The sequence below is a fragment of the Nocardia sp. NPDC058499 genome, from assembly GCF_042719915.1.
Lineage (GTDB): Bacteria > Actinomycetota > Actinomycetes > Mycobacteriales > Mycobacteriaceae > Nocardia.
This window is the reverse complement of the sequence record NZ_JBHXMZ010000007.1, coordinates 295,214-315,269: the sequence shown is the minus strand read 5'-3', so window position 1 is coordinate 315,269 and position 20,056 is coordinate 295,214. Positions and strand designations below refer to the sequence as shown.

General features: G+C 68.2%; 13 protein-coding genes. 5 read left to right on the top strand and 8 right to left on the bottom strand.

The features are described from left to right. Positions 1-68: 68 nt before the first annotated feature. Together tig and ACFWPH_RS22705 are read right to left on the bottom strand one after the other, a co-directional pair. A complete protein-coding gene (tig, locus tag ACFWPH_RS22710) occupies positions 69-1,460 on the bottom strand; it encodes a trigger factor (protein ID WP_378754075.1) in 1,392 nt (463 codons plus the stop codon). Between the two features lie 272 nt (positions 1,461-1,732). Beyond that, positions 1,733-2,314, bottom strand: a complete 582-nt coding sequence (locus ACFWPH_RS22705; protein WP_378754073.1) for an FKBP-type peptidyl-prolyl cis-trans isomerase — start codon at positions 2,312-2,314, stop codon at positions 1,733-1,735. A 469-nt stretch (positions 2,315-2,783) separates the two neighbouring features. Between ACFWPH_RS22705 and ACFWPH_RS22700 the strand changes: the two genes are divergently transcribed. The 4 genes from ACFWPH_RS22700 (at position 2,784) to ACFWPH_RS22685 (ending at position 10,361) form a co-directional block, all read left to right on the top strand. Further along, positions 2,784-5,246 carry a phosphoketolase gene (locus ACFWPH_RS22700; protein WP_378754071.1) on the top strand — a complete coding sequence of 821 codons (2,463 nt, stop codon included), beginning with the start codon at positions 2,784-2,786 and terminating at the stop codon, positions 5,244-5,246. An 83-nt stretch (positions 5,247-5,329) separates the two neighbouring features. Then, positions 5,330-7,057: a 3' terminal RNA ribose 2'-O-methyltransferase Hen1 gene (locus tag ACFWPH_RS22695; protein ID WP_378754069.1), complete on the top strand. Its 1,728-nt coding sequence runs from the start codon at positions 5,330-5,332 to the stop codon at positions 7,055-7,057. Next, on the top strand, positions 7,054-9,819 hold the full coding sequence (locus tag ACFWPH_RS22690) for a polynucleotide kinase-phosphatase (protein ID WP_378754067.1): 2,766 nt from the start codon (positions 7,054-7,056) through the stop codon (positions 9,817-9,819). The genes ACFWPH_RS22695 and ACFWPH_RS22690 overlap by 4 nt, the downstream gene beginning before the upstream one ends. 233 nt (positions 9,820-10,052) lie before the next feature. Next, a complete protein-coding gene (locus ACFWPH_RS22685) occupies positions 10,053-10,361 on the top strand; it encodes a hypothetical protein (RefSeq protein ID WP_378754065.1) in 309 nt (102 codons plus the stop codon). A gap of 13 nt (positions 10,362-10,374) precedes the next feature. On the opposite strand, the gene ACFWPH_RS22680 is transcribed toward ACFWPH_RS22685, so the two are convergent. The 4 genes from ACFWPH_RS22680 to ACFWPH_RS22665 all read right to left on the bottom strand — a co-directional run bounded on the left by ACFWPH_RS22680 (position 10,375) and on the right by ACFWPH_RS22665 (position 14,893). After that, positions 10,375-12,891, bottom strand: coding sequence for an ATP-binding protein (locus ACFWPH_RS22680; RefSeq protein ID WP_378754063.1), 2,517 nt, complete (start codon positions 12,889-12,891; stop codon positions 10,375-10,377). An 87-nt stretch (positions 12,892-12,978) separates the two neighbouring features. Continuing rightward, on the bottom strand, positions 12,979-13,551 hold the full coding sequence (locus ACFWPH_RS22675; RefSeq protein WP_378754061.1) for a dihydrofolate reductase family protein: 573 nt from the start codon (positions 13,549-13,551) through the stop codon (positions 12,979-12,981). Positions 13,552-13,753: 202 nt separating this feature from the next. After that, positions 13,754-14,509 (bottom strand): MerR family transcriptional regulator, encoded by a 756-nt coding sequence (locus ACFWPH_RS22670; protein ID WP_378754059.1) that lies wholly within the window; start codon positions 14,507-14,509, stop codon positions 13,754-13,756. Positions 14,510-14,596: 87 nt separating this feature from the next. Next, the gene (locus ACFWPH_RS22665) at positions 14,597-14,893 is read right to left on the bottom strand and encodes a WhiB family transcriptional regulator (protein WP_378754057.1); all 297 of its coding nucleotides are present in this window, start codon (positions 14,891-14,893) and stop codon (positions 14,597-14,599) included. Between the two features lie 145 nt (positions 14,894-15,038). On the opposite strand from ACFWPH_RS22665, the gene ACFWPH_RS22660 reads away from it, so the two are divergent. Then, entirely contained in the window at positions 15,039-15,422 is a 384-nt protein-coding gene (locus tag ACFWPH_RS22660) for a DUF1707 domain-containing protein (RefSeq protein ID WP_378754055.1), read from the top strand. Positions 15,423-15,427: 5 nt separating this feature from the next. Here ACFWPH_RS22660 and ACFWPH_RS22655 read toward each other — a convergent pair whose 3' ends face one another. Together ACFWPH_RS22655 and ACFWPH_RS22650 are read right to left on the bottom strand one after the other, a co-directional pair. Beyond that, the gene (locus tag ACFWPH_RS22655) at positions 15,428-18,187 is read right to left on the bottom strand and encodes a tetratricopeptide repeat protein (RefSeq protein ID WP_378754053.1); all 2,760 of its coding nucleotides are present in this window, start codon (positions 18,185-18,187) and stop codon (positions 15,428-15,430) included. A gap of 144 nt (positions 18,188-18,331) precedes the next feature. Next, a complete protein-coding gene (locus tag ACFWPH_RS22650) occupies positions 18,332-19,852 on the bottom strand; it encodes an amino acid permease (protein ID WP_378754051.1) in 1,521 nt (506 codons plus the stop codon). Positions 19,853-20,056 lie beyond the last annotated feature (204 nt).

Sequence of the window (20,056 nt, the reverse complement as noted above, 5' to 3'; positions counted from 1 at the left end):
CGTGCATTCTCTGGATTGCCGACACCGCCTCTGGTCCCAGGGCTTCCGATCCGTACTGCTTGTCGGTGCTACTCCTTGTCCGCGGTCTCCGGGGTCTCCGCGGTAGCTTCCTCGGTGGTCTCGTCCTCGGCAGGCTCGGGGCTGCCGAACATCTCCTCGGTATCTACGGTGTTGCCGTCCGAGTCGGTGACGGTCACCTTGCCGACGACCTCCGCCAGTGCCTTGCCGCGGCGGACATCGGCGAAGACCGCGCCCAGCTGGCCGGCCTGCTGTACCTGCTGAATGAACTGCTCCGGCGCCATCCCGTAGCGCTGGGCCTGGAACAGGATGCGCTCGGTAAGCTCCTCCTGCCCGACCTGGGTGCCCTCGGCCTCGGCGACGGCATCCAGCAGCAGCTGGGTCTTCACCGATTTCTCGGCGGCTTCCTTGGTATCGGCGTCGAACTCCTCGCGGCTGGAGCCCTGGGCTTCCAGCGCCGCGGCGAATTTCTCCTCGTCGTGGTCGAAACCGTGCACGGCGTCGTGCTCGACCGCGTCGATCTCGGCCTTGACCACGGCCTCCGGCAGCGGCACCTCGACGGTGTCGAGGAGCTTCTCCAGCACCTGGTCGCGGATATCGCCGGCCTGCTGCACCTTCTTGTTCCGCTCGACGCGGGTGCGCAGATCGGCCTTCAGCTCGTCGATGGTGTCGAATTCGCTGGCCAGCTGCGCGAATTCGTCATCCGCCTCGGGCAGTTCGCGTTCCTTGACCGAACCGAGGGTCACGGTGATGGCGGCTTCCTTACCGGCATGGTCACCGGCGACCAGGGTGGAGGTGAACTCTTTGGACTCACCTTCCGACATCCCGAGCAGGGTGTCGTCCAAGCCCTCGATCAGCTGACCCGAACCGACCTCGTGCGACAGCCCGGTGGTCGCCGCCTCCGGGACCTCCTCGCCGTCCACGGTGGCCGACAGATCGATGGAGACGAAATCGCCGTCCTGTACCGCGCGTTCGACACCCACGAGGGTCCCGAACCGCTGGCGCAGCGACTGCAGCTGCTCGTCGATATCCTCATCGGTGATCTCGATGGCATCGACGGCGACGGCGATGCTGCTGTAGTCCTCGGGCAGCACGATCTCCGGGCGGACGTCGACCTCGGCGGTGAACGCCAGCTCCTCGCCGTCCTCGATCTTGGTGATCTCGATCTCGGGCTGACCGATGACCTTCACCTCGGAGGTGGTCACGGCCTCGCTGTAGCGACCGGGCAGCGCATCGTTGACGACCTGCTCCAGCACCGCGCCGCGACCCAGGCGCGCCTCGAGCAGCTTGGCCGGTGCCTTGCCCGGACGGAAGCCGGGAATGCGCACCTGTTTGGCCAGGGCCTTGTAGGCGCGATCGAAGTCCGGCTTCAGCTCCTCGAAGGGCACCTCGACATTGATCCGGACCCGGGTCGGGCTCAGCTGCTCGACGGTGCTCTTCACGGACATGCTCCTTGTTCTCGTCGGTTCGTCTTGACCTCGGCCCGGCACGTGTTCCGTACCGGTACGCGGTGATGGCGCGTGGTCTGGCGACAGCACGCGGGTACGCGCCGCCGGCGTACCGTCCGGAACGGCGAGCACCTGCGGTTTCACGCGCCCGGGATACGCATCCCGACCAGGGTAGTTGACCGGGTCGGGTGGGCTGCACGCCGGGAGGCGGTTGGCGGCCTCCCGGCGGCGGGCGGGTGGATCACACCGGCGCCCACCAGCACAGCTCAGTCCTGGGGCACCGCCACGGCGTCGGTGACGAAGACCAGTGTCTCGTTCGGCGCCACCCCGTTGCCCCCGGCGCCGTACCCCAGATCCGGCGGGATGATCAGCAGCCGGCGGGCGCCCTGCTGGACTCCTTCGAGCCCCTGCTCCCAGCCGGGGATGACCATGCCGGAGCCGAGGGCCAGCTCGAAGGGTTCACCGCGATCGAACGACGAATCCAGCTTCTGCTTGTCCGACCAGGTGACCAGGGCGTAGTTCATGGTCAGCTGATCGCCGGCGGCCGCACCCGGCCCCGTGCCGGGAACCAGATCCTTCACGACGAGTTGTTTCGGCGGATCACAATCGTCCGGGATGGTGATCTCGGGTACCTCACCGAAACCACCGGTGACGCCGATATCGTCGGCCGTGCATTCGCGGCCCTTCGACGCGGTGGGCGCCCCTTGCGCGGGCGCGCTCCGCGGAGCGGCCGCCGCGGTCGTGGAGGTCGCGGTGGTCTCGGAAGCGTCGTCCGAACCGCATGCGGTGAGTCCGAACGCGGCCGCCCCCACGGCGGCGACGGCGATGATCCTGCCGAATATCTGCATCCGCCGAGCTTATGGTGCGGTGCCGGCGCGGGGTCGCGGCCCCTCGGGCGCAGGGTGCGCAGCCTCTTGTCAGCGGTCCGCCCGCACCTGGGCCGTAATAGCGAATCGTCGGGGATATCAGCAGTCGTATGCGGCTCGCGGCGGAGGCCGCATACCCGACGGACCGGCCCGGCGCCGGGCACATGACCGGTCGCACGGGCGCTCCGCAGGCGAGAGCTATCGGCTCACATAGTCCTCGCGGGTCCGGCGGGCACGGATGCGCTGCTACGCCGTGGCAGTGTTCGGCGACCCCCTCGGTTATCGACCGGTTCGGTGGGTATGCCGCGGGTGAAACGCACAGGACTCGTTACTGCGGCACCCGCACGCGAGAACCGGCCCGAGGCCGGCACACCTCCAGCTATCGTTGGGGGCGTCCGCACCGGCGTGCGGAGTGCCCGGCGCGACCCACGACCTCCAGGAGGTTCGGCGTATGACGCAGTTGGCAAGTGCAGGTGGGGATACCGCTGCCGACAATCTGGGCGGTGACGGGGGCGAATCGATCGCACCCCGTCCTTATGTCCTGTCCGCGACGGCGCGGGGCCCGCTCGATGCGGACGAGCTGGAGACCCTGGACGCATGGTGGCGGGCCGCCAATTATCTGTCGGTCGGGCAGATCTATCTGATGGCGAATCCACTGGTGCGCGAACCGCTGGCACCCGAACATGTCAAACCGCGGCTGCTCGGCCATTTCGGTACCGTCCCCGGCCTGAATCTGGTGTGGGTGCACGCGAACCGGGCGATTCTGGCGCGCGACCTGGATGCGGTGTTCGTGGCCGGGCCCGGGCACGGCGGGCCGGGCCCGAATGCGTGTGCATGGCTGGAAGGCACCTATTCGGAGCTCTACAGTCATGTTCCGCGTGATGCGGAGGGGATGCGGGCGTTGTTCGCGCAGTTCTCCTTTCCCGGCGGGGTGCCCAGCCATTGCGCGCCGGAGACACCCGGTTCGTTCCACGAGGGCGGAGAGCTGGGCTATTCGCTGCTGCACGCATTCGGTGCCGCCCTGGACAACCCGCATCTGACGGTGTTCTGCGTGATAGGTGACGGGGAGGCCGAAACCGGGCCGCTGGCGGGCAGCTGGCATGCGAACAAGTTCCTGAACCCGGCCCGCGACGGCGCGGTGCTGCCGATTCTGGCGCTGAACGAATACAAGATCGCCAACCCGACCCTGCTGGCCCGGATCCCGGAAGACGAACTCTGTTCGCTGCTGCGGGGCAACGGGTACGAGCCGCTGATCGTCTCCGGCCGCGACCCCGCGCAGGTCCATCAGGATCTGGCCGCGGCCATGGACGCCTGCCTGGAGCGGATCGCGCAGATCCAGCGCGCCGCCCGCGACGGGACCGATACCAGCCGCCCGCACTGGCCGATGATCGTGCTGCGGACCCCCAAGGGCTGGACCGGGCCGCCACAGGTCGACGGGGAGCCGGTGGAGGGCACCTTCCGCGCGCATCAGGTGCCGTTGCCCGCGGCCCGCCAGAACGCCGGGCACCGGGCGGTGCTCGAACAGTGGCTGCGGTCCTATCGGCCGGAGGAGCTGTTCGACGAGGCCGGCACCCCGGTCTCGGAACTGCGCCGGATGGTGCCGGTGGGGGCGAAACGGATGAGTGCGAGCCCGGTGGCCAACGGGGGCGAACTGGTCCGTGATCTGCGACTGCCCGACTGGCGCGAGTACGCGGTGGATGTTTCCGAACCCGGACGTACCGGCCACGAAGCGACCCGCGTACTGGGCGGCTGGCTCCGCGCCGTCACCGAACTCAATCCGGACAACTTCCTCACCTTCGCTCCCGACGAACTGGCCAGCAACCGGTTGCAGGACATTCTCACGGTCACCGGCCGTAACTGGCAGGCCGAGATCGGCCCCGACGATGTGAAACTCGACCGCACCGGCAGGGTCATCGAAGTGCTGTCGGAACATATGTGCCAGGGCCTGCTGGAGGGGTATCTGCTGACCGGCCGGCACGGCGTCTTCACCTGCTACGAGGCCTTCGTCCATATCGTCGACGCGATGTTCAACCAGCACGCCAAATGGCTCGACGCCAGCGCCGAGGTGCCATGGCGGCGGCCGCTGGCGAGCCTGAACTATCTGCTGTCCTCGCACGTCTGGCGGCAGGATCACAACGGTTTCACCCATCAGGATCCCGGTTTCCTCGATGTGGTGCTGAACAAGAAACCCGAGATCGTGCGGGTGTATCTGCCGCCGGACGCCAATACGCTGCTCTCGGTATACGACCACTGCCTGCGCTCGCGGCACTACGTGAACGTGGTGGTGGCGGGTAAACAGCCGCAGCCGGATTGGCTCTCGGCCACCGACGCCGCGCTGCACTGCGCCCGCGGTATCGGGATCTGGGAATGGGCCGGCAACCGCGACGAACCGGCGACCACGCCGGATGTGGTGCTCGCCTGCGCCGGCGACGTCCCGACCTTGGAAACTCTTGCCGCGGCCTCGATCCTGCGCGAGAAACTACCCTGGTTACGAGTGCGGGTGGTGAACGTGGTGGATCTGATGCGCCTGCTGCCCACCGAGGAACACCCGCACGGCCTGCCCGACAGCGAATTCGACACCCTGTTCACCCGGGACTCCCCCGTGATCTTCGCCTTCCACGGCTACCCGTGGCTGATCCACCGGCTCACCTACCGCCGCACCAATCACTCCGGCCTGCACGTGCGGGGTTACAAGGAACAGGGCACCACCACGACGCCCTTCGATATGGTCATGCTCAACGATCTCGACCGCTACCACCTGGTGATGGATGTAATCGACCGGGTACCGGCGCTACGGCAGCAAGCGGCGGGGTTGCGGCAGGACATGGTGGACGCCCGGCTGCGGGCCCGGACCTGGACCCGGCAACACGGCGAGGATATCCCCGAGGTCGCGGACTGGCGCTGGCCCGCGTGAACCGGCGCCGACCCGGGTAGAACCGGCGCCGGCCCGGGGGAAACTGCCTTGCCGCACCGGTGTGACTCGGCAACGATCGCAGCATGCTGTTGACGATCACCTGCACATCGGTTGCGGGCAGTGCCACGCCGGCAACCGATCTCGGGTTCCTGCTGCACAAGAACCCGGACCGGGTGCAGGAATTCGCATTGTCCTACGGCACCGCGCATGTGCTCTACCCGCAGGCCACCACCGACCGCTGCACCGCGGCACTGTTGCTGGAAGTGGACCCGGTACGGCTGGTCCGCGGCCGAGGCAAGAGACCGCAGGCGTTCGCGCTCGGCCAGTACGTCAACGACCGGCCCTACGCCGCATCCTCGCTGCTGTCGGTGGCGATCGGCGCTGTCTTCCGCAGCGCCCTGCGCGGTGATTGCGCACAGCGCCCGGAACTGGCCCGCACACCCTTGCCGCTGCGGCTGGAACTCCCGGCACTCGGCTGCCGGGGCGGCCCCGATCTCGCCGAACGGATCTTCGCCCCGCTCGGCTGGTCGGTGGATGCCACACCCCTACCGCTCGATCCGGCGTTCCCGGAGTGGGGTGATTCGGCACATCTGCGTCTCGTACTGACCGGAACGGTGCGACTGGCCGACGCACTCAACCACCTCTACGTGCTGCTGCCCGTCCTCGACGGCGCCAAGCACTACTGGCTCGACAATGACGAGGTGGACAAGTTGCTCCGCGCGGGCGGATCCTGGCTGGCCGCCCACCCGGAGCGCGGCTGGATCACCCGCCGCTACCTCGCCCGCCGCCAGTCACTGGTCCGCACAGCCCTGGCCCGGCTGGCCGAACTGGACAACTCCGAACCCGAGGAACTCGGCGCCGTCGATGAAGCGATCCAGGCGGACGAGACCACGGCCGAGCCGTACGCCGAAGTCCGGCACGCCACCGGACCACTGGCCACTGCTTCCTCCCCGGCCGCCCCTGCACCGACCACTCCGGCACCGGCCACCTCGGTGCCGGCCGGCACCACACCGGACGAAAGGCCGCCGGAAGTGGTTGCCGCCCTTTGCGATGTCACAGACACTCCTGTGGGCGCACCGGGCGACCACGCGCCCGCGCGTACGACGGCAGTCTCCGACACGAGCCGCCCCCGTTGCGAGGACCTGATTTCGGCCACGGCCGCGGGGGAGAACGGTGACACCCCCACACAGTCGCTGGCGGTACAGCGGCGGGCGGCGGTGGTTGCCGCGCTGCGAGAGGCCGGGGCAGCCCGGGTGCTCGACCTCGGTTGCGGTGAGGGCGGCCTGCTGCGGGACCTGCTCGGCGACAGTTCTTTCCGCGAGATCGTGGGCGTGGATGTCTCCGCCCGTGCGCTGTCGATCGCTCGCCGCCGGTTGCGGCTCGACCGGCTGCCGGACATGGTCGCGCGCAGGCTGACGCTGCGGCAGGGATCGCTCACCTATACCGACAGCGCGCTGCGCGGGTTCGACGCGGCCGTGCTGATGGAGGTCGTCGAACATATCGATCCGCCGCGGCTGCCCGCGGTGGAATACGTCGTGTTCGGCGCTGCGGCGCCGCAGGCGGTGCTGGTGACCACGCCCAATGCCGAATACAACGTGCGGTACGACGGTCTGCCGGCGGGCGCGTTCCGGCACAGCGACCATCGTTTCGAATGGAACCGGGCGGAGTTCCGGTCCTGGGCGCAGCGGATCGCCGGGCACTACGGCTACGGGGTCCGCTTCGCACCGATAGGCAGCACCGACCCCGAGGTCGGTCCGCCGACCCAGCTCGCGGTGTTCACCCGCCACGCAACCGAAGGAGCCGCGCAGTGACCGATCTCGCCGTACCGGATCTGTGCCTGGTGGTGCTCATCGGTGCCACCGGATCGGGCAAATCGACCTTCGCCCGCACTCATTTCCCGCCGACGTCGGTGATCTCCTCCGATATCTGCCGCGGGCTGGTGAGCGACGACGAGAACGACCAGTCGGCGACACCGGAGGCCTTCGCGCTGCTGCACCATATCGTCGGGGTGCGGTTGCGGCGCGGGCTGCGGACCGTGGTCGATGCCACCAATGTGCAGCCGGGCGCCCGCAGGGAACTCGTCGCGCTCGCCCGGGACCACGATGTGCTGCCGGTGGCGATCGTGCTGGATGTACCGGATTCGGTCTGCCTGGAACGGAACGCGCGGCGGCCGGACCGCGCCGCACTGGGCGCACATGTCGTGCATCGCCAGCAGCGCGAGCTGCGGCGCGGGCTGCGCGGGCTGGAACGCGAAGGATTCCGGCGGGTACACACGCTGCGCGGCGCCGAGGAGATCGCCGCGGCGCGGATCGTGGACGAACGCCTGTGGAACGACCGCCGCGACCTCACCGGCCCCTTCGATGTGATCGGCGATATCCACGGCTGCCGGTCGGAACTGGAAACCCTGCTCACTTCGCTCGGCTACCGGATCGATCGGGATACGGCGGGCCGGGCGGTGGGCGCCTGCCACCCGGGCGGCCGGACCGCGGTTTTCGTGGGCGACCTGGTCGATCGTGGTCCCGATACGCCGGGTGTGCTGCGGTTGGTGATGGGAATGGTCACCGCCGGTGACGCGCTGTGCGTCACCGGTAACCACGAGAGCAAACTCGTCCGCGCCCTGTCCGGCCGGAAGGTGAAACCGACCCATGGACTGGCCGAATCGCTGGCTCAGCTCGCGGAGACCGACGACGAATTCCGGGCGGCGGCACTCGGCTTCTGCCGCGGGCTCATCAGCCACTACGTACTCGACGGCGGCCGGCTGGTCGTGGCCCATGCCGGCCTGAAGCAGGAGTATCACGGCCGGTCTTCCGGACGCGTCCGGTCGTTCGCCATGTACGGCGAGACCACCGGCGAAACCGACGAATTCGGCCTGCCGGTGCGCTACCCCTGGGCCGAGGAGTACCGCGGCCGGGCGATCGTGCTGTACGGCCATACGCCGGTCGCCGACCTGCGCTGGGTGAACAACACTCTGTGCCTGGACACCGGTGTGGTCTTCGGTGGGCAACTGTCGGCGTTGCGGTACCCGGAGCGGCAGACGGTTTCGGTACCGGCCGAGCAGCTCTGGTACGAACCGGTCCGCCCGCTGGCGCCGGTGGGCGGCGGTCCGTCCGCCGATGGGCCCGCCCACCGCGATCCCGGCATCCTCGATCTCGACGATGTGCTCGGCCGCCGCGTGGTCGAAACCCGCCACCACGGGCGGGTCGGGGTCCAGGAGGAGAATGCGAGCGCGGCGCTCGAGGTGATGAGCAGGTTCGCCGTGGACCCGCGCTGGCTGGTCTATCTGCCGCCGACCATGGCGCCGTGTGCGACCTCCGAATTGCCGGGCTACCTGGAGCATCCCGCCCAGGCATTCGAGTACTTCCGCGATGCGGGCGTGGCGCGGGTGGTGTGCGAGGAGAAACATATGGGGTCGCGGGCGGTGGTGCTGGTGGCTCGCTCCCCGGAAGCCGCCGCCGAACGATTCGGCGTAGCGCACGGCACCGGCATGATCTACACCCGCACGGGACGGCCGTTCTTCGACGAGCACGACCGGACCGAAGCCCTGCTGGCCCGGATCCGCGTGGCGGCCGAAAGCGCCGGACTGTTCGACGAGCTGCGCACCGGCTGGCTCCTGCTCGATACCGAGATCATGCCGTGGTCGGCGAAGGCACAACAGCTGCTGCGCAATCAGTACGCGGCGGTCGGCGCCGCGGCACGGGCCTCGGTCGAAACGGCCGGCCAGGTGCTGGCGGCGGTGGCGGCCCGGGGCCAGGATACCGGTGACCTGCAGGCCCGGATGGCCGGGCGGTCCGCCGATATCGATGCCTTCACCCGCGCATACGGTCGTTACTGCTGGCCCGTCGACGGGCTCGACGGTTTGCGGATCGCACCGTTCGGACTGCTGGCCGGTGAACGTGCGAATTACGCCGTGCGCGATCATCACTGGCAACTGGATCTACTCGACCGGCTGGTCGCCGCGGACCCGGATCTGCTGTCCGCCACCCGGCGGATGACCGTCGACCTCACCGTTCCCGGCAGCGAGGCGGCCGCCACCGCGTGGTGGCTGTCGCTGACCGGCGACGGCGGGGAGGGCATGGTGGTGAAACCGGTGGACGCCCTGGTGCGCGCGGCGCAGAAGTCGCGCGGACCAGCGGCGGGCACCGTCGGCTCGGCCACCGTGGGGGCCACGACCGACGCAGGCCCCACGGGCAACGCGGGCAAGGTCCCGGCTCGCGAGGAGGACGTAAGCGCCGGCGAGCAGCTGGGCGGCGGTGAACTGCTCGGGGAAGGTGCGGTTGTGACGGGAAACGGCGACAACGGCGTACCGGTGGGCCGACTCGTGCAGCCGGGTGTCAAGTGTCGCGGGCCGGAATATCTCCGGATCATCTACGGCCCGGAGTATCTGCGACCGGAGAACCTGCATCGCCTGCGGTCCCGCGGGCTGGGCCGGAAACGGGCGCTGGCATTGCGCGAGTACGCGTTGGGCTTGGAGGCGCTGGACCGTCTCGCGGCCGGAGAGCCGCTGTGGCGGGTGCACGAGGCGGTGTTCGCGGTGTTGGCACTCGAATCCGAACCGGTCGATCCCCGACTCTAGGTGTTCGCGGCCGCGACGGGTTTCCGCCGCGGCCGCAACCTCACTTCCCTTGCCTCGTCGGCAGCGATACGACGGGCCCCGGCACGTCTGCTTCCCACCCAAGGGAAATCGCAGCGCGCATATCCACACACTCGTGTACCGTACCGTTACACAGCGGCGCATAGAACAACGGCCCCACAAATGACGATTTGCCGTAGGAGTTCTGTACCGCCCCGGAGGAACGGAAGACGACCATGATCATCGCTCGCACCCATGGACTGGTGAAGAAAATCGCCGCGGCGGCCGCCCTGACCGGCGCACTCGTCCTGGCGCCCGCCGCCCTGACCGCACCGACAGCCCAGGCCGATGTCGGCCACAGCACCCGCGGTGATTCACACCCGGGTAACGGCACATACAACGACACCCATGCAATTCCCACCGATACCAGCAACCGCAGCGAGCCCGTGCACGCGATCCCGGCGTACCGCAGCGAAACCTACGACGGCGACGGCGTCTTCCAGGACATCTGCGCGTACAAACCCTATTTCTACGCCTGCCGGTGATCCTGCGACTGCTCTACCGTGTGCCCGGCCGTCGCCGACCCCGGCGCCCCGAGGCAGCCCGTTCGGAATCGACGGTACGGGCCAGCTCATCCGGGACATGACCGGCAATCGCGCGGCGCGACCCGATCAGCAACTTCTGCCGGATACTCGCGACCTGCGCGTCCACGGTACGCACCGAACTCCCCCGCCGCTCGGCGATCGCACTGTTCGTCCAGCCCGCGGCGGCCAGCACCGCGACCGCACGTTCGGCCGGTGACAGCACATCCCAGCGCTCGGCACCCGGTACGGCGGGCGCAGCGACCGGGTCCCGGACGACCGGCCAGCTGCGCCGGAGATACTGCTGAACCATTGTGCTACCCGGCCGGTACTGCCGGCCACGCCGTTCGGCCGCCGCCACCTCCGCGGGTCCGATGATCGCCGTGGCGACTGCCGTCGCCCGGCGCACCCCCTGCGCCATCATCGGGACTCGTTCCACGTCGATACCCATCGACCGGTGGCAGGCGCGGAAAACCCCGGCCAGCCAGGCCAGTTCGCCGGCGCGCGCGTGTACTGCGGCCGACCCGCCCACGACTGCGGGATCACCGGACAGCACGTGGGTGAGTACGACCATGCACACCGCGACCGACCACGAGGCCTTCCAGGTATCTCCGACGGCGAACCGCCCGGATACCGCCGCGTACGCCGGTCGTAGCGCTGCCGCCGGATCCGCCGACCGGGCCAGCGCCAGCGCGCGCGCCACCTGCGCCCAGTGCACCGAGAGCGGCGATTCCGCGGCCGCCGAACGGTCCAGGTGCGCGCGGGTTTCCGCATCGGCCTGCGCCGGCTCACCCAGCATCGCCGCAGCCAGTGCGGTGAACACCCCGGCGCGTTCGATTCCGATCCGATCCCCCTGCTCGGTGAACCTACGGTGCGCCCGGTCCAGCACCGTGACGGCGCGGGGATCCAGGTGGAACAGCATGAGTTCCAGGCCCCGGATCCATTCCACCGACGGCGGCAACCCGATATCGGTTACCGGATTCCGCCGCCACGAATCGTCGCCGTCGGGGGCGGGCAGCCACCCGGCCACGCAGTCGTTCAGCAGCCGCCGTGCCCGCGCACTGTCGCCCTCCCACAGGCTGAACCAGCCCAGTAGCGCGGTGGCACGGATCCGGTGCGGGCTGTCGGCCCGGTCGCGCGTGACCTCGAGCGCCGCGGCGGTCAGCCGGGACAGCGCACAGCTACCGCCGTTCACGAACGGCACCCAGACCGATAACAGCACCGAGGCCGTCTCCAGGCCGATCAAGGCTTCGCCGGGATCGGCCAGCCCGGTTTCGATTCCGATGAGGATATCGTCCCACGAGATACGCGCCCAGGTCAGCCACGTTTCTTCCTCGGGTCCGTACCAGCGCGAACGGGCCTCGGCCACCCGATCCCGGTAGTAACGCCGATGGCGGCCAGCCAGCCGCGCGGATTCGGCCGGGTCGCGCCGCAGCCGGTCGCCTGCGAACAGGCGCACACTTTCCACCAGATACCAGCGCACACTGTTCTCGGTGCGGAAGGTCGAGACGAGCGAACGCTCTGCCAGCCGCTCCAACAGTGGGGCGACCCGCTCGGGCGGTAACAGATCGTCGGCGCAGACCGCGGCGACCGCATCCGATTCGACTCCGTTGCGCTGCGGTTCCACCCCATCGGTTTCGTACCCGGCCGCGAATACCGACATCCGGCTCAGCAGGAGTTGCTCGTCGGCGCAGCACAGGTCGAACGACCAGGCAATCACGTCGAAGACACCGCGGTGGCGGCGCTCGCTGCCGGATCGCACGCTCTGTGTCCAGCGCATCCGCTGATCGTCGGCGCCTCCGGTGAGTTCGGCCAGCACCATCGCCGGCGGCTGGTGCCGAAGCCGCGCCGCGGCCAACCGGATGAGCAGCGGAGAATATTCGACCCGGCGGCAGATACGGCGCACGATCGCGAGCCGGCCGGGGTCGTCGGCAACCGGACGGCCGGTGAGTTCGGCACGCTGCCGGAACAGGTCCAGCGATTGCGCCGGGGACAGCGGCCCCACTGCGACGAGGTATTCGTCGGCCCAGCCGATGGGTTCGCGGCTGGTGGCCAGAATCGTCAGATCCGATGTCGCCGAGAGCAGGTCGATCACCACGCGACCCACCGCGGCAAGCACGTGCTCACAGTTGTCCAGGACCAGAATGGCGTTCTCGGCCTGCGCTCCGGTGCGGCCGGGCACCCCGAGATCGAACGAGCACGGATCGCTGATATCGGTGCGCACCACCGACCGCAGCACGTTCTCGGCCGAATCGCCGCGGTCGCGGTCGAGTTCGGCCAGCCGGGCCCAGTACACGGGACGGCCCGGATCGATCCGCCGCAGCGCCTCGGCAGCCAGCCGCGTCTTACCGATACCACCGGGGCCGACGAGCGTGATCAGCCGCGCGGCCGGCGATACCAGCAGGTCGTGTAGGCGTGCGAGTTCCCGTTCCCGACCGAAGAACTCGGTCGCGGATGCGGCGGGTACCGCACCATCCGGGTAGATCACCACCATAGAGACGTAAATTAGTGCACGCGGACGTCGGCTGTGCGACGAACCCGTTCATTTACGGTTACCCGAGGTTGCGCACAGGCGTAACGCTCAGCACAGCATTCGTTCCGGATGCCGGTAATGCATCTGCACCACCGCACTGTCGAAGGTCAGCACATCCACCAGGCACAGTCCGGTGGTGTCGACCGGTGAGCGGAACAGCGGCACCCCGTCACCGAGCAACATCGGATGGACGAACAGGCGGTACTCGTCCACCAGATCGTGTTCGATGAACGTCGCGGCGGTTTCGGCACCGCCGAGCAGGGCGATGTTCTGCCCCGCGGCTTTACGGCGCCGCACCTCGGCGACGAAGCCGGCGCCGAGAACCTCGGTGTTCCAGGCCGGATCTCGCAGTGTCGTGCTGACCACCAGTTTGGGAGCCGCACGCCAGAACCGCGCGAATTCCACATAGAACGGCGAGACGGGGGTGAGGTCGGCGGTGGGCCAGAATGCCGACATGATGTCGTAGGTCTTGCGCCCGTACAGCAGGACATCGGCCTGCCGGAGCTCACTCAGGTATTCGGTACAGAGCTCCTCGTCGACGACCGGCCAGTGGACCGCCTCGTCGGGCCCCTCGGCGAACCCGTCGAGAGATATCTGCATCCACAGCGTCACACTTCCCATGCCCATGCCTCATCTACCGCGTCGGTACCAGGCAGCAGATTGTGCCCGTACCGCGGGAACCGCGCATCGGTATCGGCGGAAAACATACTTAGGTATATGGCCGGTGCAGCTGAAGAGCCGCCGCCGAATGTATCGTCATCCGGCGAACCATTGCGGTCGCACGTTCCCAGCGCCGAGAAGACGAGCGCCGGACCGGGAAGGTTCAGCTGTCGGTGGGCAGTTCGGACAACTCGCTGTCGCTTTCGATGTAGTGCGCGACGAACCGGTTGACCAATTCCGCGGCCGCCCGTCCCGGTAGCGTCCGGGCCAATTGGAGCTGCCCGGTCAGCTCGGCCAGATCCGCGTCGTTACGCTCCGATTCCCGGTACTTCTGCCAGGCGGTGCGATGGAAGAGGTCGACGAAGCGGCGGGCCATCCGGTCACAATCGGCCCGCATCCGTTCCAGTTCGCCCAGAACCTCCGCATCGGGCACCCCCGCCGCCGTCAATTGCTCGGCCATCCGGATGAGCTGCCGGTCGGCGGGCCGGTAAGTGGCGGCATCCACGGGCTCGTACAAACCCATCGCCACGATCCGTGCCAGCCCGTTGGGTACCGACGCGTACCGTTCTTGCAGCTCGGTCGCGGCAATGGTATCGGCGGCCGGGGCCGGTTCCCCAGCCGATGCCGCACCGCTTTCCGTACCGCCGAGCAGCGCGCCGACACCGAGGATATCGCCGAGATCGTCACCGCGATCCCACGCCCTGAGCAGTTCCTTGATGCCGTTGAGCTTGATCCCCCTGTCCAGCAACCTGCTGATCGTGCGCACCCGATTGAGGTGATCGGGGCTGTAATAGCCTGTCCGCCCCTTGACCTGCGGTGGGGGAAGAACCCCTCGTTCGTGATAAACCCGCAGGCTGCGCACGGTCGTACCGGCGGCGCGCGCCAGCTCATCGATCGTGTACTCCACACCAGCAGCCATATAACAAGGAAACCACATCGAAACGGTAACGAGCCCGGCTGGACACGACCGAAACGTCCGCTTCAGCCCGCGTTGGTCAAGGATTCGTCAATTCGTCGCCCTCCGAGCAGCGGTACGTTGGGCATGGGTGCGTCGTTCATCTTCCGACATTCCGCCCCAGACGCCATACGGTTCCCCTACTGCCAGCGCGTAACTGCGACAATTGTCCAGTACCGGACAGGCGTCGCAGATCTGCTTCGCGCGCCGCACCCGGGCGGCGCGAGCCCGGCCGCGTTCGCCCTCCGGATGGAAGAACACCGTCGATTCCAGACCGCGGCAGGACCCGTGCAGCTGCCAGTCCCATACATCGGCGGCAGGGCGCCGATACGGGATCACGGTGGCCATAAACAACTCCTTACCCGCAATTCTGTAGGCCAGCCTAATTACTCCCCACCTCTGGGAATCGACTTTCCGCGGGCGCAGCCCGGCTTCCCGGCAGTGGCGAACCGGGTTTCCGCCGGGCTCACCGGAACAGTCTTATTCTGCGGATATGAGTGAGCTACCGGGGGCACGGATATCCGTCGGGGAGCGCGAACGCGCCTTGCGGGAGCTCGCCGAACATCTGGGCGCGGGCCGGCTGACACTCGGCGACTACGAAGACCGGGCCGGCGCGGCGACCGCCGCGACCACCACCGCGGAGCTGGCGAGCCTGTTCACCGATCTCCCGGCCGCCCCGGCACCGTCGGCGCCCCCGCCGCCCACCGATCCCGCCACGGGATTCGCGGTCATGGCCGGCTGCGCAGCCGCCTTCGCCTTCGCACTCGCCCTCGCCTTCGGCGGGTGGCTGTGGCTGTTGCTGCTGGTCGTCGTCCTGGTGTCGGCACCGCTGCTGCCCACCGCGCTGCGCCGCCGCCGCGCGCCGGGACGCCCCTGAGCAGCTCACCACCGGGTGCGCGGCCGGACACTGTTGGCCAGGTCCACCAGGCGGTACCGGTGCAGCCGTTCGGGGGCACTGCGGGCCAGTGCCCGCAGCCTGGACTCCAGACCACTACGCAAACCGGCCACCGTGAGTGGATACCCGAGCAAGGCGGCGTCGGTGGTGGCGGGCCGCATCCGTGACCGCAGCCACTCCAGGGCCGCCCCCACCACCACGACCTGCAACTGCAACGCGCGCGGTTCGTCGGCGACCTCCAGCCGGGAGGCGGCCTCGAGCAGATCGATCTCGGTGATCTCGCGATGCGGCCGGGAGACCAGCAACAGACTGCCGGTCATCCGAGCGGTGCGGTAATGCCGAGAGGTATCGGGCACCTCGTCGAGCACCTGCACCGCCTGCAACGGTTCACCGTCGGCCGCCAGCCGCCGAGCCAGGCCGAAGGCCGCGCTGACCACACCGTGGTTGGTCTGCCAGACCAGGCGGTAGAACTCGGTGGCAGCCCGGTGCCAGCGATCCGTGTCGCCGAGGTCGCCGGCCGTAGCAGCTGATTCGGATTGCAGCACCAATTCCGCGGTCGCGGCCAGCGCCAGCGCGGGCGCGATCTCACCGGGGAGCATGGTGTGCACCTCGTCGAAATGCAGGTAGGCACGCTGATACTGCCCCTCCAGCAGCGCCGCGACCCCGCTGAACCATTCCACCCGCCAGTCGGTGACCGCCCGCGGTCGCAGCACCTCCAGCAGCGCCAGCGCCGAGGTCAGATCGCCCAGGTCGATATGGGCGCGGATGGCGGCCAGCGCCCCCTCGACCTCGAAGGTCTCCGGGGCGTCGATGGTGCCGGCCGCGATCCGTTCAGCGGTCTGGCGCAACGAGTCCAGCGTGCGGCGCGCGTCCCCGTGCAACAGCGGTGCGAGCAATTCCACGCTGGGATCGTCGGCGTCGATCAGCGGAATCGGCAAGGCCGCCACAACAGATTCGGTATCGAGAACGGAGCTGCGGTGCGCTCCGTCGACCATCCCGTCGGTCTGACCGATCAACGCATCGATCCCGAAGTCACCACGCAGCGACCCGAATTCGGCGGAGGCCTGCGGATGCTCGCGGCCGGTATCGGCCGCCAGGACCATCCTCAGCACTCCGGCCAGCTGGCAGTACATGGCGTAGGTGGACGGAAAGCGGCGGCTCGGATCGGCATGGGTCGCCCGGACCAGCAGCCGATGCAGGCACGGATACTTCCGAAGCAGCGGATACCCCTCCGGCGTGGGGATATCCGCGCAGTAATTGCCCTGGGCGTCCTTGCGCAGATCGAGGATGAGCGCCGCCAGCGTGCGACCGGCCGCGTAGATATCCGAGGCGACCGTCGGCCCCGTTTCGATGATCTCCGGCGCCTGATAACCGGGCGTACCGTAGATACTGCCGTAGGACTCCATGGCTGCCACCGCGCCGAGATCGATGAGTTTGACCTCGTCGTCGGTGACCATGATGTTGTCCGGTTTCAGGTCGTTGTAGGCCAGGCCGAACGAGTGCAGGTAGTCGAGTGCGGGCAGCACCTCCATCGTGTACGCCAGGGTCTCGGCCACCGGAATACGGTCCGGACCGGCCAGATCCAGCATCTTCTTCAACGACCGCCCGCCGACGTACTCCATGACGATATAGCCGTCGGCCTGCTCCCGGTGGGAGCGGTGCTTGACGAAGTTGTAGATCTTGACCACGCCGGGATGGGTGATCTCGGAAAGGAACTGGCGTTCGGCCAGCGCCACCACGTGCGCTTCGAAATCCTGTGGATTCTGCAGGCCCTTGAGCACGACCCAGCGATCACTGACGTTCGTATCGACCGCCAGATAGATCCAGCCGAGGCCACCGTGGGCCAGACACCCCTTGACCACATACTGCTCGGCGACCACCTCACCGGCGGACAGCGCGGGCAGGAAATTGTAGGCGGAACCGCATTGCGCGCACTCCCCCGCGACCGCGCCGGGACCATCCGGCCCGGATCGCCCGTTGGGCGCCTGGCATTTCCAGCAGAAGCGTTTGCTCTCGGGAACCACCGGGTCCGCCAGGACCGCGGTGGCGGGGTCCACCGGATCCACCCGCGGCAAGGCCACCAGCCCGGCGCCCAGCCGGCGCACACTCGGCCGGGAGCGAGCATTACGGCCGGAGGGGGATTCGTCGTCGAATCCGGCGAAGGGATCGAACTCGGCGTCGGGATCCTCGTCGTCCTCCAGCAGCAGGGCCTCGAGATCGTCGTCGTCCGGGTCGCCGAGGCTGTTGAGCCGCGCGATATCGTCACCGGTGAGCGCGGCGATGGCACGGTCGAAATCGGAGAGACCGGACAGATCACCGGAATCGTCCGACCGCTCTCCCACGGCATCGCCGCTGTCTGTTCCGATCCCGCGGTCCGGCGCGAGGGCACTGCCGGAGTCCGATTCCGTACCTGCACCGGCATTCGGCCCGGTGACAGCCTGCGGAGGTGCCCCGATCACCGGAGCCGAGCCCACGGTCACCGGAACGAATACCCCGGACCCGCTCGGTGGCGCCGCGGCATCGGTAGGGCTGCGCGGACCGCTCGCACCCGATTCGGCGAGCAGTTCCTCCGCAGCGCGCGTGAGGTCCGATTCCGCGGCCGGCCCCCGGTGCACACTTCCGCTGCTGGTGGTGCGCCGGGTCGACCAGGTGTGCGCCACCCGTCGTGGCATCGCCGCGCCGCGGACCCGGCGCGGCGACCAGGGCGGCGACAGCGGCTGCTCGGACGGGCTGGAATGCTCTGGCATGCACGACCTCTCAAACCCACAGGGTGAACCGAGAGTCCATTGTGATCCTGCACCTCGAGGGCCGATAGACCGGCGTTCCCTTTCCTGGGAATGCGTACTTCCCCGGACGCGCTGCGTCCGGGGAAGTACAGGGTTGTGGTGTGCCTACTGCTTGTCTTCCGGCTCGTCCAGGACACGGACCGTGGCGGCCGGGTCCGGGGCTCCGGCGGCCGCCTTGGCCGGCACGGCGCGCTCAGCGGCGAGTTCACCGACCCCCTTGCGGGCCAGGAACCAGCCACCCACCAGGGCCGGGACGCCGATCAGCACCATCGCGATCACCGCTGCCCGCTGTTCGATTTCATCGCTGAACAGCATCAGCAGGACGACTACGGCCAGGAAGCCCAGGGTCGCGTAGTTGGTGTAGGGAGCACCGGGCAGCCGGAACTTCGGCCGGGTCACCTTGCCCTCCTGGGACCAGCGGTACAGCTTCTGCTGGCAGAGCAGGATCGCCGCCCAGGAGAAGATGGTGCCCAGCGCGGAGACGTTGAGCACGATTTCGAACGCCTGCTCGGGCACCAGCGCGTTGAGTCCCACACCGACCAACGCGATGGCACCGGTCGCAAGGATCCCGACGTAGGGCACGCCGTTCTTGGACATCCGGCCGGCAATCTTCGGTGCACTGCCGTTCATCGACATCGAGCGCAGGATGCGACCGGTCGAGTACAGGCCGGCGTTCAGGCTGGAGAAGGCGGCGGTCAGGACCACCAGGTTCATGATCGAACCGGCGCCGTTGATACCGATCTTGGAGAAGAAGGTGACGAACGGGCTCTCCCCGGCGGTGAAGACGGTGTAGGGGAGCAGCAGCGCGAGCAGAATCAGCGAGCCGACGTAGAACACGGCGATTCGGGCGATCACCGAGTTGATGGCGCGCGGCATGATCTTCTCGGGGTTCTCCGTTTCACCGGCCGCGGTGCCCACGAGTTCCACCGCGGCGTAGGCGAAGACCACACCGGTGGTGACGACGATCAGGGGCAGGAACCCGGTCGGGAACCAACCGCCGTTATCACTGATGATGCTGAAACCGGTGGCTTGGCCGTCGACCTCGAAGCGTCCGGCCAGGAAGATCGTGCCGAGGATCAGGAAGCCCACCAGGGCCACGACCTTGATCAGTGCCGCCCAGAACTCCAGTTCACCGAACCATTTCACCGAGATCATATTGATCGCGACGACGATGGCCAGGGCGATCAGCGCGATGGTCCACTGCGGTATCACCTCGAACGCGCCCCAGAAGTGGACATAGGTGGCGATCGCGGTGATATCCACGATGCCGGTCATGCACCAGTGGAAGAAGTACATCCAGCCGACCGAGAAAGCCAGTTTCTCCCCGTGGAATTCGCGAGCGTAGGAGACGAACGAACCCGAGGACGGGCGGTGCAGGACCAGTTCGCCCAGCGCGCGCAGAATGAAGAATACGAAGATTCCGCAGACCGCGAAAACCAGGAACAGCCCCGGCCCGGCCTCGCGGAGGCGGCCGGCGGCACCGAGGAACAGCCCGGTGCCGATGGCGCCACCGATGGCGATCATCTGGAGCTGCCGCGGGCGCAGCGACTTGTGGTAGCCCGCGTCTTCGGCGTGCAGGCCCTCCGCCGGCGCCGCCTGTTCCCGAGGCTCTTGAACAGTTGTCATCGTCTTGCCTTTCGAGTGGCGCAGATCATGTCTGCGAGCAATGTACCGCTAGATAGCGGCACGATCAATAGGTAGACGCCAGCTGTATTTCGGTAGGAATCCCGAACTTTCATGGGAAAACACGTTTAGGCGCAGGTCGGCCGCCGGATTGATCGAGCCGCTGACCGGCGTTACGCTGGGTAAGTCAGCTGCAGAGGAGTGCCC